This is a genomic window from Acinetobacter endophylla, from assembly GCF_053543775.1.
In genome coordinates this window covers 38866-52747 of the sequence record NZ_JBLVOM010000247.1, presented here as the reverse complement: position 1 = coordinate 52747, position 13882 = coordinate 38866, and the positions used below count along the sequence as shown (strand labels likewise).

The following is a 13882-nucleotide window of genomic DNA, read 5'->3' as shown; positions in this document are numbered from 1 at the left end:
TTTAATATTTAAAAAGGCGTTTATGAAAACGCCTTTTTTAGTTCTAATGCTATTGATTTAAAATTTTTCTAATTGGGCCAAATTCCACATCCGGAAGTAGAAGTTCTCCTCATCCTTATTTTCACAGGACAATAATTCACCTTCTTTGAGCCAAAAATGAATCTGCGCAAAGTTCTTTATTTCGTGATTATTCACGCGTTGTGCCAGATGATGCGCCTTAATAGCGGAAGGGTGTTTGAGACCTGCGGAAGCTATTAGTTCAGACAGGGCATGTAAGGTGTTTTTATGAAAATGAAACACCCGTTCGGCCTTGGTCGGCACATGTAAGGCTTTCTGGCGATCTTTGTCTTGGGTGGTGACTCCGACAGGGCATTGATTGGTATGACAACTTTGTGCCTGAATACAGCCCACTGCAAACATAAAACCACGGGCAGAGTTCACCCAATCCGCACCAATGGCAAGCGTGCTGGCAATATCGAATGCACTAATTATTTTACCACTTGCACCAATTTTGATCTTATCTCTCAAACCTGCACCAACAAGGGTGTTGTGTACAAACAGTAAACCTTCTCTTAAAGGCGCACCGACATAGTCAATTAATTCAATGGGTGCAGCTCCGGTTCCACCTTCAGAGCCATCAACCACAATAAAATCCGGATAAATCTGGGTATGTAACATGGCTTTGACCATGCTCATAAACTGCCACGGCTGGCCCAGACATAGCTTAAATCCGACCGGTTTTCCGTTGGAAAGTTCACGTAATTTTTGTATGAAATGCATCATTTCAATCGGTGTGCTAAATGCCGGATGACTCGAAGGTGAAACACAATCATGATCACGGCTGATGCCTCGAATTTGGGCAATTTCTTCCGAAATTTTACTTTTAGGTAAAATACCGCCGTGGCCAGGTTTTGCGCCTTGCGAAAGCTTGATTTCAATCATCTTCACTTGGGGTAATTTGGCTTGTGCAGCAAAACGTTCCGGATCAAATTGCCCATCTAAAGTACGGCAGCCAAAATAACCACTGCCAATTTCCCAGACCAGATCACCGCCATATTCCAGATGGTAGGGGCTGATACTGCCTTCGCCTGTATCATGGAAAAAATCACCTTTTTTAGCGCCGAGATTAAGGGCTCTTATTGCATTGGCACTCATGCTGCCAAAGCTCATGGCTGAAATATTTAAAATAGAAGCTGAAAAGGGCTGGGTACATTGCTCATTTCCAATCAGGATGCGAAAAGTCTGCGGATCGGCAACTTTGCAGGGCGTGATGGAATGACTAACAAAACGGTAATTATCTTCATAGACATTCAGGATCGAACCGAAAGGTTTATCAGAATTTTCATTTTTTGCCCGCTGATACACCAGACTGCGCTGCATACGGGAAAAAGGCAGTGCGTCCCGGTCGGCTTCAATAAAATACTGACGAATCTCGGGACGGAATTCCTCAAAGATAAAGCGGAAATGTCCCATAATGGGATAATTTTTCAGAATGGAATGCTTATTTTGTAGTACATCATACAAACCCAGCAAACTCAGCAGAATGCTCAGGATCCATAGGGTATTCACTAACGTTTGCGGCATAAAATAATAGATATAACGCGGTGAATAACCGATATGAAATGTAGTAAAAATCACTGCAATCAGAATGCAGGCAAACCAGACCGAATGGCGGGAAAAGAAAGTATTGAGCAGCTTGTGACGTACTAATTGAGCAGGGTTAGCCATTGTAAAATTAAGTCCCTATTTCTACTTCTATAAGGCTTTATGATGTGCAAAGCGAGGTATCTTATACAAGCAGAGAATTGTTATTCGATTTTATAGACTTGCCAGAAATACTATTAAGCCAGGCAATGAATCAGCAGCGATTACAGATAAATTTTGCGGAAAAAGTACTATAGAAAAAATCTGCAAAAGACATGCATTCTATTTATTTCACAATTAAGACAGATGACTTTATAGTCGGTTTATTCACTACATAGGAGTCTTAAACTATGACCAAAAAATCCATTCGCTTTAATAATGCTGAGCTGGCTTGCTCATGTCTCAGTCATTTTTAAATATTGATGTTTCATCCAAGTTGCATTTCGGGGTATCAAAGAAAAGCAGCTTGGCACAGCGGCAGATCACCACAACAAGAACAAAAATATAAGCATAATTCTCCAGTCCCCAATTTGGGGATTTTTTTATTCTGGAATACCTAAAAGAATCTGGATGAAGCCTGAGTGGTTAAGGGTTTTCCTCATCCACTTGATCGACTGCACTGGCTACAATACTCGGTTCAATATGTTTAATCTTTTTACCAAAGCTGCGTAACCACCAGACCAGTTGTGAGGTAAATGGCACGGTAGCAGTGATCAGCGACATGCCATCTTCCATTTTTTCAATTTTCTGGTCTTTGCTGAGCTGGCTTTCCTCAAAGTAATGTGCATCCGATTCCGACATCCTGAGTTTTAGCGTGACATTTTCAGTAGGGTGGTTGAAGTCCACCCGGAAGCCCAGCGCACCAGAATCAATATACTCATCAATATCGAAATTGACCGGATGCAAGGCACGTGAATTCAGCACGACGGCCGATTTAAAGCGGTGCAGGGCAAAGGTCTGGATATCGGACTTGTCATGACGGGTACACACCAGATAGATGATTGACCCTTTTTGTACCAATGCCAGAGGATTGAGAATATAGGTTTTTTCTTCGCTATTATGACCGCGGCCCTGATACACACATTCCAGCTGTTTGTCCTGTAACAGACCTTCATACACCGCTTGCTGCGCAGCCTTATCTACCACAGGTGGAATCAGGGGTTGGGTAGCCGGAACAATGCGTACGCGGTTAATCCATTGCCGGACATTGTTCTGGGAAGAAAGACTGCGTCGTGCCAGATCAAACCACGGATTCATTTCCTCGATCAGGCTCGGTGGCAGCAGATGTTTTAAATGTTCTTCGACCATCATGAAAGTGACCGCTTGCGAGCTGGTCATATGCGGCAAACTTTGCAGCGGCGCATCTGAACGCCAACGCCAGCCTTGCGGCGTGGTTTTACTGCTTTCAATTGGAAAGCGTTGCGCAATCTGATTCAGGTCACGCTGAATGGTACGTAGACTGATATCAATGCCTTCGCGATTCAGGATTTCCTGTAATTCACGTGTTCCCATCCATTTGCCGGTAGAAAGACGCGACAAAATTTGCCATTGGCGATACAGACTGTTTGAAGTTTCTTTTTCTTGTGCTGACATAATTTATTTTGCTGGCAATAAAGAAGAGGGGATTTAGGCTTAGCTTAACACAATAAAAAAACTCTCATTTTTTCGCAAGTCCCTCTGTGCAACATTTGTCCTACAATTCTAAAATAACTTGGTCGAAAATAGCATTGAGTTCATTGGGCATTTATTAGATTAATGGTAATTGAAATGCAGATGTCATGGCATGGATATTGCTTTGATTTAATTATAATAGATGATAATACGAGGGTTTGTATGCTTAAAGGAAATCAGGATACAAATGTGATTGAAACAATTGATAAATTTAGTTCCCAGAATATTGGAAAAAATTTTATAGACACTAAAACTACAGCGGTATCTACTACAACAAACCCACAACTTTTACTGCAGCAGTTATCTTCAAAGTTCTTTAATGAAATGCAGGATGAACATGTGCTGTCCAGTCAGGCAGGTCAAAGACTGGAAGAATGGTTATCTCAACATACGCTGGATGAACTCAATGCACTGAATCAGGTAGCAAAAGAACATTTTTTAAATCAAGGTATTACCTTTACCGTTTATGGCGATGAAGAAGGCGTAGAACGCACTATTCCCTACGATATCATTCCGCGAGTCATAGACCGGAAACAGTGGAATATGGTGGCTTTAGGCTCGGCACAACGGGTACGGGCGCTAAATTTATTCTTACATGATATTTATCATCAACAGGACATTTTAAAAGCCAATATCATTCCTGAGTTGCAGATTTTAACTCATGAAGCCTATCAGCCGCATATGTATCAACATAGCTTGAAAGGCGGGATTTATAGCCAGATTAGCGGGATCGATGTGATCCGTGATTCCAAGGGCGAGTTTTATGTCTTAGAAGATAATCTCAGAACGCCATCTGGTGTTTCTTATATGCTGGAATGCCGCAAGATCAGTGAAAAACTGATGCCAAAAGTATTCGAGCAGTCCAAGATTGCCGGAATTGAGCAATATCCACAATTATTGAAAGAAATCCTGATCGAAAATGCCTACGTCGACAAGCCATTTGTGGTGGTGCTGACCCCAGGACGTTTTAACAGTGCGTACTATGAACATGCCTTCCTTGCAAGGGAGATGGATGTGCCATTGGTAACATCACGTGACCTTTTTGTTGATGACTCGAAGGTTTATGTAAAAACCATACGTGGTCGTCAACGAGTCGATGTTATTTATAGAAGGGTCGATGATGCGTTTCTTGATCCATTATGCTTTAAACCGGATAGCACTTTGGGTGTTGCTGGCTTGATGTCGGCTTATTTGCAAAATAATGTCGTGATTGCCAATGCGCCGGGAACCGGTGTGGCAGATGACAAATCGGTTTATCCATATGTCGACAAAATGATTCGTTTTTATTTGGGTGAGCAGCCAATTCTAAAAAATGTTCCGACTTATCAATGTCGTAATTCTGAAGAATTAGACTATGTCGTGGCTCATTTGGATCAGCTGGTGGTGAAAGAAGCGCAGGGTTCGGGCGGTTATGGCATGCTCATTGGACCACAAGCGTCTAAACAGCAAATTGAAACTTTCAGGGAGAAAATTTTAGCTGCGCCGCATTTATATATTGCGCAGCCAACTTTGGACTTATCGGTTAGTCCGACTTTGACCAATTTTGGTATTGCTGAACGTCATATCGACTTACGCCCATTTGTATTAAGTTCGCCTTATCGTACTGAAATCGTACAGGGTGGCTTGACCCGTGTGGCGATGCAGCCCGGCTCACTGGTGGTGAATTCATCACAGGGTGGTGGTATCAAAGATACCTGGGTAGTCGACAATTTACATTCATAAGATTCCAAAGAAGGAAAATGTCATGGTTTTGCTGAATAGCAATGCACAACATATTTTTTGGCTAGGGCGTTATTTATCTCGCACTCATTTTTTATGTGCGCGCTTTCCATTTTTAGAAGACGAAGCGGCAGTGGCGTATGCCCATGCCTTTTGTTTACCTGCCTTTGATGCCAGTTCCCTAAATGAGCTAGTACTTGATCCTACGCAAGTGGCGTCTTTTAGCCAGCAGTTTAAAGTGGCCAAAGACAATATTCAGGAATTACGAGGGGTGCTGTCTGCTTCAGTCTATGCGGAACTGATGAAACTGATCAAAACCGCAGACAAAAATGCTGGTTATATCTGTGAAGTGGTGACGGAATGTGAAGATATTCTTGAAGCCGAATCCTCCGATATCTTTCTGTTTTTCAGTTTAGGGCAATGTGTAGAACAGCTCGATCACCAGTTACGTCTGGGTGAAGAAACCAGTACCACACTGTGCAAGATTGATTATGTGGTCAGAATTCTGGTAGAAATGGGCTGGAATGATCTGGAACAGTACTGGGAACAGTTGCGTACAGAACCGAACCGGATTCAGTTCTATCAGTTTAGCGACCATATCCATCAACTGTTTGAGGCAGATGTATGAAATTGATGGTGAATCACCAAACGCACTATATGTACACGGCCGAGGTGAGGAACAGTATTCAGTACATTAAAATGATGCCTTCGAGCAATGCGCATCAGCGGGTTCATTCTTGGGATATCAGTGTGCCGGGTAATAAAGAAATCCGGAAAGATGCATTTCATAATCTGTGGATGACCTGTAGCCAGCGGGAGCCTTATTATTCCCTGACTATCATGGCGCAAGGGATTGTTGAACTGAATCCTGCGCATCAGAGTGGACTGAATGATTCAATCAATCCCAATCTTTTTCTACAGCCGACCGAATCGACACAATGTAATGCAGCAATGAAAGACTTTGCACAACGTCATGTTCCTGCATTAACCCGTCAGCATTTGATTGGACTGGCACAGGCCTTGCTGGAGCATGTGCCTTATATTTCCAACAGTACTTCAGTGCAAGGCTCTGCAATAGATGCCTTTGAGTCCAGACAGGGCGTCTGTCAGGACCATAGTCATATTTTTATTGCCATGTGCAAATATCTAGGTTTGCCTGCACGCTATGTTTCTGGTTATTTATATGCACAAAATGCTTCGCATCTGGCCAGTCACGCTTGGGTAGAGGTGTTTGTAGACCAGACATGGTATTGTTTTGATGTCAGTAATCTGTTGTTTACTCCAAGTTCGCATGTTTATGTGGCGATTGGACGGGATTATTGGGATGTGGCGCCGGTACGCGGTGTCAGAGAAAAGGGCGGTGTGGAATCCATGCATTCCATCGTTCAAGTGCTAGGATGTTAATAAGGACGAATGAATGACGTATTGTTGTGCACTACGTTTAGAGCAAGGTATGCTTTTTATCAGTGATACCCGGACCAATGCCGGAGTAGATCACATTTCTGTATTTCGAAAGTTGTATACCTTTGGTATTCCTGGTGAACGTATGATCGTCATACAGGCATCCGGAAATCTGGCAACAACACAAGCCGTAATTGGGCATATCAAAAATCAGCTCGAACTGAAGCAGGAACCCAATATCTTGAGTCTGCACACCATGTTTGATGTCGCTGAGCTGGTTGGAAGTATGCTGAAAAAAGTGATTGCGAATGTTACGAGCGATATTTCGGAACAAAGCAATTACTATTGCAATCTGCTGGTCGGGGGGCAACTTAAAGATCAGGATATGCAGCTTTATCATGTCTATCCGCAAGGGAACTTTATCTGTGCCACACGCGATACGCCGTATTTCCAGATTGGCGAAAGTAAATATGGCAAGCCGATCCTGGATCGTGCGCTGACTTATGATATGCCGCTGGATGAAGCTTTGCGCTGTTCCCTGATTTCATTTGCATCGACCCTACGTTCCAATGTATCGGTTGGTATGCCCCTCGATGTGCTGGTCTATAAAAAAGACAGTCTGATCATGCCAAGAGGCAAGCGTATTGCCGAAGATGATGAGTATTTCACGTCAATCAGCCGGCAATGGTCAGAGACCTTGAAAAAAGGATTGGCGGAACTTCCGGTTCCCTCTAATGAGTATTTCTTATAATAAACCTATCCGGGTTCAGGTTTTTCGCGTACAGTGTTAACTTCTATGCATCAGGTATAATAAAAAAAGAGGAGTTAGCACATGTACCAATTTTGTTATGCCAGTAAAAGTACTTCTCCCAAACCTGACTTACTTGAAGATTTGGCGAATATCCTGAAAGAAGCTCGTGATTTTAATTACCAGCATCAAGTGACAGGTGTACTGTATTTCGCAGATGGTCATTTTTTTCAATGTCTCGAAGGTGAATGTCCCACTTTAAAAAGTCTGCTGGTGGAGCGACTGAATAAAGATCCTCGCCATCAGGATATTAAATTATTTGAGACCAAGGAAATTGAATATCCAAGTTTCCCGGACTGGTCCATGAAATATATTTCCAAACGCAGTCAGATCCAGCAATTCTGTCGGGAAATGGGATTTGATGACTTTAATCCTTTTGCCTTTCAGCAAAGCCATGTCGATGCCTTATTAATGCAATTATGCATAGAACAGGGCGAAGAACAAAAGTCAGCCTAAAGAAAAAGCCTAACCTATGTTGGGCTTTTTTTACTTTGAAGACTAGATCAGACCATTTTGCGTAGTGGACGATTGCTCAGTCGGCATAATAGTTCATAACCAATCGTGCCATTCGCTTCAGCCACATCATCCACCAGACGGGTTTTACCCCAAAGTTCGACTTCTGTGCCCAATTGCACTTCTAACCCTGTGACATCAATAGCGATCATATCCATCGCTACGCGGCCGATCACGCGAGTTTGCTGGCCATTAATCGCGACATAGTTCTGTTTAGGGAAAGCGCGAGGGTAGCCATCACCATAGCCAATTGAAACAATTGCTAAAGTCATGTCCTGTTCAGCTGTGAACGTAGAACCGTAACCGACATGCTCACCCGCTTGAATCTCATTCAAGGCAATAATCTCGGCGGTAAAGGTCATGACCGGTTTTAGATCCAGATCATGTACGTCTCGGTCTGCAAAAGGCGTCGCGCCGTAGAGCATGATCCCGGGACGGATATAGTCAAAATGCAATTCTGGATATTTATAGATTGCAGCCGAGTTACAGCAAGAGGCTAAAAGTGGGGCACAGTCATTTTTAATTTCTAAGAATTGACGGATTTGTTCATCATTCAGTGGATGCTCGGCATCGGCATTGGCAAAATGCATGGCAAGCACGCAAGTAAAGCCTTCGGCTTTTAGCATATGAATCACATCTTTGATCACATCAATCTTAAAACCTAGGCGGTTCATGCCGCTGTTCAGTTTGACCCAGACTTTAAGTTCTTTGGCGATATAGGCATCTTTATGTGCAATTAACCAGTCGACTTGAGCCTGTTGATGCACAATGACTTCAATATTTTGTTCGATTACGATTGGCATTTCATCTGCAGAAAAAATCCCTTCGATGAGCGTGATTGGCTGTAGATAGCCCAATTCACGAATTTCCAAGGCTTCTTGCAGGCAGGCGACACCAAAGGCATCGGTTTCGCTTAAGGCTGCTAAGCAGTCTTTAACTCCATGTCCATAAGCATTGGCTTTCACCATGCTGACGATTTTCGCGGTTGGGGCAAGTTGTTTGACACGGTTTAAATTATATTGCAGCGCAGCGCTGTCAATATAAACTGTAGCTTGGCGCACCCTAAATTACTCCTAGAGGGACGATGGAAATGTGATGACGAGAGCCTGATTACTCTTCGTCATCATACTGAGCATAGAACTCAGGCGAGAGATTACTAAAGCGGGTATATTGACCTTCGAATGCCAGACGTACGGTACCAATTGGACCATTACGCTGTTTGCCGATAATAATTTCGGCAGTGCCAGCTTCTTTAGATTCCTTGTTATAAACCTCATCCCGGTAAATAAACATGATCAAGTCGGCATCCTGCTCGATCGCACCGGATTCACGCAAGTCGGACATCACCGGACGTTTATTCGGACGGTTCTCCAGCGATCGGTTAAGCTGTGACAGGGCAATTACCGGACACTGCATTTCCTTCGCTAAAGCTTTTAAGCTTCGGGAAATTTCCGAGATCTCGCCAACACGGTTATCACCCATGCCAGGGACTTTCATTAGCTGCAGGTAATCGACCATGATACAGCCTAGTTTTCCGCCATGCATTTTGGCAATACGACGCGCACGGGCACGTAATTCTGTTGGTGGCAGCGCAGAAGAATCATCGATATACAGATTTTTTTCTTGTAAATGCACAATGGTACTGGTGACTTTTGACCATTCATCACTGTCCATTTTACCAGAACGTAAATGTCCCTGGTGCACGCGACCAAATGAAGAAATCAAACGCATGGCGATCGAGTCGGCAGGCATCTCCATTGAATAGACCAGAGCAGGCAGATTGTTATTGAATAAAACGCTTTCGACCAGATTCATGGCAAAGGTGGTCTTACCCATGGAAGGACGCGCCGCGACAATAATCAGGTCACCGGATTGCATGCCGGAAGTTTTGTTATCCAGTTCCACAAAACCAGTAGTTAAACCGGTAATGCTGCCTTCCATTTGTGACAGTTCATTTAATTTATCAAATACGTCTGCGACGACCGAGTTGATCGGCTTAGGTCCTTGTGCTTTGGCATTGTTATTATGTTGTTCGGCAATCGAGAAAATATTGGTCTCAGCCAGATCCAGAATTTCACTGACGGTACGGCCTTTGGTGTCATAGGCATTTTGTAAAATTTCAGAGCTGACTTTAATCATGCTACGCAGGGTAGCAAACTCTTTAATTTTCCCAGCGTAAGTTTCCAGGTTATAGAAACTCGATGGTGAATCTGCCATCAGCTGCATTAAATACTCTTCACCACCAATGGCATCGAGTAAATTCTGTTTGATGAGCCAGTCATGCACCAGAACGGCATCATAAGGTGAGTTTTCTTTAGAGAGCTGCTCAATAGCACGGAAGATATATTTATGTCGGGTGGCATAAAAATCATTTTCGGTCAGCACATCACCGACCTGTTCAAAAGATTCAGCCACAGTCATAAGGGCAGCAAGTACAGCCTGTTCAATTGCTAAATTGTGTGGCGGAGTACGGAACTCCTTGAGATTGCTATTTTCAGTAACAATTTCCGGTTTAGCAGTAGCTACCTTTTTGCTGGCATTCGCCTGTGACATATAAATCCCTGATTTTAAATACAATGGTTAAATATCGTCGGAGATGAATAGCGTTTATTCACTACGAGATGAAATGATACGCGCTCTGATCAAAAATGCGAAGTGCAATTTTTTGTAAACACGAATAATAAAATGAATTTGACAGTGTTGGCTAGATTATATTTTTTAGAGATAAAAAAAGAGCATGCTTTCGCATGCTCTTTTTGAGGCGAGAAATTACTCAGCTACGATAGTAACTAGAACTTCTGCAGTAACATCATGGTGCAATTGGATTGCGATGTTAAATTCGCCAGTATGACGAAGCGCGCCATTTGGAAGACGTACTTCAGCACGGTCTACTTCTAGACCAGCATTTGTCAACGCGTCAGCGATGTCACGAGTACCGATAGAACCGAATAGTTTACCTTCGTCACCAGCTTTCGCAGTGATAACGATGTTCACTTCGTTCAATTGGTCAGCACGTGCTTGAGCAGCAGCTAAAACATCAGCTTCAGCTTTCTCAAGTTCAGCACGACGAGCTTCAAAAGCAGCAGTATTTGATTCTGTTGCAGCAACTGCCATACCTTGTGGGATAAGGAAGTTACGGCCGTAACCAGCTTTAACTGAAACTTTATCGCCTAGTTTACCTAGGTTTTTAATGCGTTGTAATAAGATAATATCCACAGCTCAACCTCACTTATGATTGTCAGTGTAAGGGATCAAAGACAAGTAGCGAGCTTGTTTGATAGCTAACGCTAATTGACGTTGGTAACGAGCTTTAGTACCTGTAATACGGCTAGGAACAATCTTGCCGTTTTCAGTGATGTACTGTTTTAAAGTGTCGATATCTTTGTAGTCGATGTACGTAACGTTCTCAGCTGTAAAGCGGCAGAACTTGCGACGACGGTAAAAACGTGCCATGTTATGTTCTCCTTAAGCTTCAGCAGAGTCTTGAGCGTGTTGTGCTTCTTCACGTTGAGCTTTACGCGCACGTTTTTCTTCAGCACTCTTCGCCAATAGTGACTCTTCAGTGATAGCGTTTTCACGACGAATGATAAGGCTACGAATGATTGCGTCGTTATAACGGAACAATTCTTCAAGCTCATCAAGAGTAGTTTGACCACACTCAACATTCATAAGAATGTAGTGAGCTTTGTGGATCTTGTTGATTGGGTAAGCCAATTGACGACGGCCCCAGTCTTCAAGACGGTGGATTTGACCTTCAGCTTCTTTGATGTGAGTTAGGTAGCGTTCTACCATACCAACGACTTGATCGCTTTGATCAGGGTGTACTAAAAGTACGATTTCGTAATGACGCATTGTCAGCTCCTTACGGTTTGGACAGCCCCAATTTAAGTAAATTGAAGCAAGGAGTCACAACCAAAGTTGTGTCGCAGTGTTTGCGAAGGGGGAATTGTAGTGATCTTTAGGGATAATTTCAATCAAATAAGACATTTTTGCGAAATTATCTCTATCTCTGCATACCTTGCTAGAAAATCGTTATAGCTTTAAACAGGCTTAGAGTGGATAAATTCATCAAATGTACTATCGACAATATCAAGTGACTTTTTCTAACTTAAAATCTGCATAAACATTATCAATGTCAGGCTAAAGTCAAAAATAGGTAAATTTATCAGAGATAAGAAATGAGGGGTTAAGTTCTAAAGCTGAAATTTTGATTCTGCTCTACAGATACTTGGAATGGGGGCTAGGAAAAATCAAAATAAAAAAAGATAGAGACTAACTCTATCTTTTTAAAAAAACACAATCTGTGTAGATGGTGCAGTTGAGGTAAAACTAAAGATAATACTGATGACAGTAATCAGGATCACCGAGAACAAGAAATATTTCTTTGCCCAAAGTTGATCATTTTCAGCTTTAAAGCCAATGACACCGATATACAACCAGTAAATGCACAGTAAGTTTAAAATCACTGCATAGAACCAGTTGGCATAACCAAAGACAAATAACGCATTCATGGTTAGTGTGAATAACACCACATAAACCAGTGATTCAATCTTGGTACGATGAATCGAACGCGCCACAGGCAAAATCGGAATACCTGCATTTTTGTAATCATCAAAGCGGTAAATCGCAATCGCCCATGAGTGAGGCATTTGCCATAGCGCATAACCTAAAAAGATCAGTAACGCACCGAGGTCAAATTGATTGGCCACTGCGGTATAACCAATGACAGGTGGAGCTGCACCAGAAATACTGCCTACAACAGTTTGATGAATTGTGGTTCGTTTTGTCCATAGGCTGTAGAAACCAACATATACGACAAAACCAATCACCGCGAATAGGAAAGCGTACGCATTTACCCAGAACCATAAAAGACTAAAACCAGCGATGCCTAATACCAGGGCAAAGGCCAGGGCAACAGGTTCGGAAATGGTTTTGGTGACCAGAGCACGGTTTTGGGTGCGCTGCATTTTTTGGTCGATGTCCTGGTCAATCACGTTATTGACCACACATCCTGATGCTACGACAAGCGTAGTACCGAGAAGGGTAATAAGCAGGAGAAGGAAATCTACAGAACCTTGAGTGGCTACGAAGTAGCCACCCAAAGTGGTAACAAAGTTACCGAAGAGAATTCCTGGCTTAGTCAGGAATAAATACTTTTTCAGCATGACGACCAGTTTAGATCATCATGTTGTAGTGTAGGTAATTCATGATCCATACAGAACCCACTAAAAGAATAGCGATAGTTAAGATGGTATACACGAATGCAATCACGTTCCAGCGTTGCTCTGAAGAAGAGTTCATATGCAGGAAGTAAATTAACTGCACAAGAATCTGAGCAACCGCAGTAATCGCGATGACAGTAATCAAGATACCACGGCCAAAACCGCCTGCCATCACCATACCGAATGGAATTACGGTAAGAATGACAGAAAGGATGAAGCCAACAGTATATTGCTTAACGTTACCGTGTGATTCGCCAGCAGCGTTATGATCGTGACTCATTACAGAACTCCCATCAAGTAAACTACGCTGAATACACAGATCCAAACGATGTCAAGGAAGTGCCAGAACAAGCTTAGGCAAGCTAGACGACGCGTGTTTGCAAGAGTCAAACCATATTTCTTGATTTGAACCATAAGCACGATCATCCAGACCAGACCAGAAGTTACGTGAATACCGTGCGTACCTACCAAAGTAAAGAACGCAGATAAGAACGCACTTGTGCTTGGACCGTGACCCGCATGAACTAAATGATTGAACTCATATAGTTCCATGCCGATGAAGATAGCACCGAATACCCAAGTAATCGCTAACCAAGTCAGTACTTTTGCAACGTCTTTTTTGTATGCAGCAAGAACTGCAAAACCAAAGGTTACAGAAGAGATCAAGAGGGCGAAGGTTTCAGTAAGAACGAAACCTAAAGAGTCGCCAAACAGGTCTCTCGCACTTGGAGTACCCACAGGAATGTGGCTACTCAAAACAGCGAACGCAATGAAGAGTGTACCGAACAGGACAAGGTCACTCATCAAGTAAGTCCAGAAACCAAAGACGGTGATGTCAGTATCATCGTGATGATGATGCTCATCGTGTCCGTGGTTATCGTGATGAAGTACTTCAGCCATTGTC

At 42.9% G+C, this 13882-nt stretch carries 14 protein-coding genes and 1 pseudogene; 5 read left to right on the top strand and 10 right to left on the bottom strand.

Going from position 1 to position 13882, the window contains the following annotated elements; genetic code table 11:
* Window positions 1-57: 57 nt before the first annotated feature.
* Window positions 58-1728, bottom strand: coding sequence for an FMN-binding glutamate synthase family protein (locus tag ACNPNW_RS12795; protein ID WP_004278804.1), 1671 nt, complete (start codon window positions 1726-1728; stop codon window positions 58-60).
* Between the two features lie 501 nt (window positions 1729-2229).
* Entirely contained in the window at window positions 2230-3237 is a 1008-nt protein-coding gene (locus ACNPNW_RS12790) for a helix-turn-helix transcriptional regulator (RefSeq protein WP_243474533.1), read from the bottom strand.
* Between the two features lie 354 nt (window positions 3238-3591).
* Between ACNPNW_RS12790 and ACNPNW_RS12785 the strand changes: the two are divergent.
* The 5 genes and pseudogenes from ACNPNW_RS12785 to ACNPNW_RS12765 form a co-directional block, all read left to right on the top strand.
* Window positions 3592-5037: pseudogene (locus tag ACNPNW_RS12785) on the top strand (circularly permuted type 2 ATP-grasp protein); the annotation flags it as partial.
* A 22-nt stretch (window positions 5038-5059) separates the two neighbouring features.
* Window positions 5060-5662 (top strand): alpha-E domain-containing protein, encoded by a 603-nt coding sequence (locus tag ACNPNW_RS12780; RefSeq protein WP_085064864.1) that lies wholly within the window; start codon window positions 5060-5062, stop codon window positions 5660-5662.
* Window positions 5659-6438: a transglutaminase family protein gene (locus tag ACNPNW_RS12775; protein ID WP_005252164.1), complete on the top strand. Its 780-nt coding sequence runs from the start codon at window positions 5659-5661 to the stop codon at window positions 6436-6438. Before ACNPNW_RS12780 ends, ACNPNW_RS12775 begins: the two co-directional genes overlap by 4 nt.
* Window positions 6439-6451: 13 nt before the next feature.
* Window positions 6452-7186 (top strand): proteasome-type protease, encoded by a 735-nt coding sequence (locus ACNPNW_RS12770; RefSeq protein WP_004278798.1) that lies wholly within the window; start codon window positions 6452-6454, stop codon window positions 7184-7186.
* A gap of 81 nt (window positions 7187-7267) precedes the next feature.
* A complete protein-coding gene (locus ACNPNW_RS12765) occupies window positions 7268-7699 on the top strand; it encodes a BLUF domain-containing protein (RefSeq protein WP_005106614.1) in 432 nt (143 codons plus the stop codon).
* A 47-nt stretch (window positions 7700-7746) separates the two neighbouring features.
* On the opposite strand, the gene alr is transcribed toward ACNPNW_RS12765, so the two are convergent.
* From alr to cyoC, 8 genes are all read right to left on the bottom strand, one after another.
* Window positions 7747-8817, bottom strand: coding sequence for an alanine racemase (gene alr, locus ACNPNW_RS12760; protein ID WP_085064865.1), 1071 nt, complete (start codon window positions 8815-8817; stop codon window positions 7747-7749).
* 49 nt (window positions 8818-8866) lie between these two features.
* On the bottom strand, window positions 8867-10309 hold the full coding sequence (gene dnaB, locus ACNPNW_RS12755; RefSeq protein ID WP_004278794.1) for a replicative DNA helicase: 1443 nt from the start codon (window positions 10307-10309) through the stop codon (window positions 8867-8869).
* Between the two features lie 216 nt (window positions 10310-10525).
* A complete protein-coding gene (rplI, locus tag ACNPNW_RS12750; RefSeq protein ID WP_004645413.1) occupies window positions 10526-10972 on the bottom strand; it encodes a 50S ribosomal protein L9 in 447 nt (148 codons plus the stop codon).
* A gap of 9 nt (window positions 10973-10981) precedes the next feature.
* Window positions 10982-11209 (bottom strand): 30S ribosomal protein S18, encoded by a 228-nt coding sequence (gene rpsR, locus ACNPNW_RS12745; RefSeq protein WP_004278792.1) that lies wholly within the window; start codon window positions 11207-11209, stop codon window positions 10982-10984.
* A 12-nt stretch (window positions 11210-11221) separates the two neighbouring features.
* A complete protein-coding gene (rpsF, locus tag ACNPNW_RS12740; protein WP_004278789.1) occupies window positions 11222-11608 on the bottom strand; it encodes a 30S ribosomal protein S6 in 387 nt (128 codons plus the stop codon).
* Between the two features lie 434 nt (window positions 11609-12042).
* A complete protein-coding gene (cyoE, locus tag ACNPNW_RS12735; protein WP_004645412.1) occupies window positions 12043-12921 on the bottom strand; it encodes a heme o synthase in 879 nt (292 codons plus the stop codon).
* Window positions 12922-12931: 10 nt separating this feature from the next.
* A complete protein-coding gene (locus ACNPNW_RS12730; RefSeq protein WP_004645410.1) occupies window positions 12932-13258 on the bottom strand; it encodes a cytochrome o ubiquinol oxidase subunit IV in 327 nt (108 codons plus the stop codon).
* Window positions 13258-13878, bottom strand: a complete 621-nt coding sequence (cyoC, locus tag ACNPNW_RS12725; RefSeq protein WP_004278786.1) for a cytochrome o ubiquinol oxidase subunit III — start codon at window positions 13876-13878, stop codon at window positions 13258-13260. The genes ACNPNW_RS12730 and cyoC overlap by 1 nt, the downstream gene beginning before the upstream one ends.
* Window positions 13879-13882 lie beyond the last annotated feature (4 nt).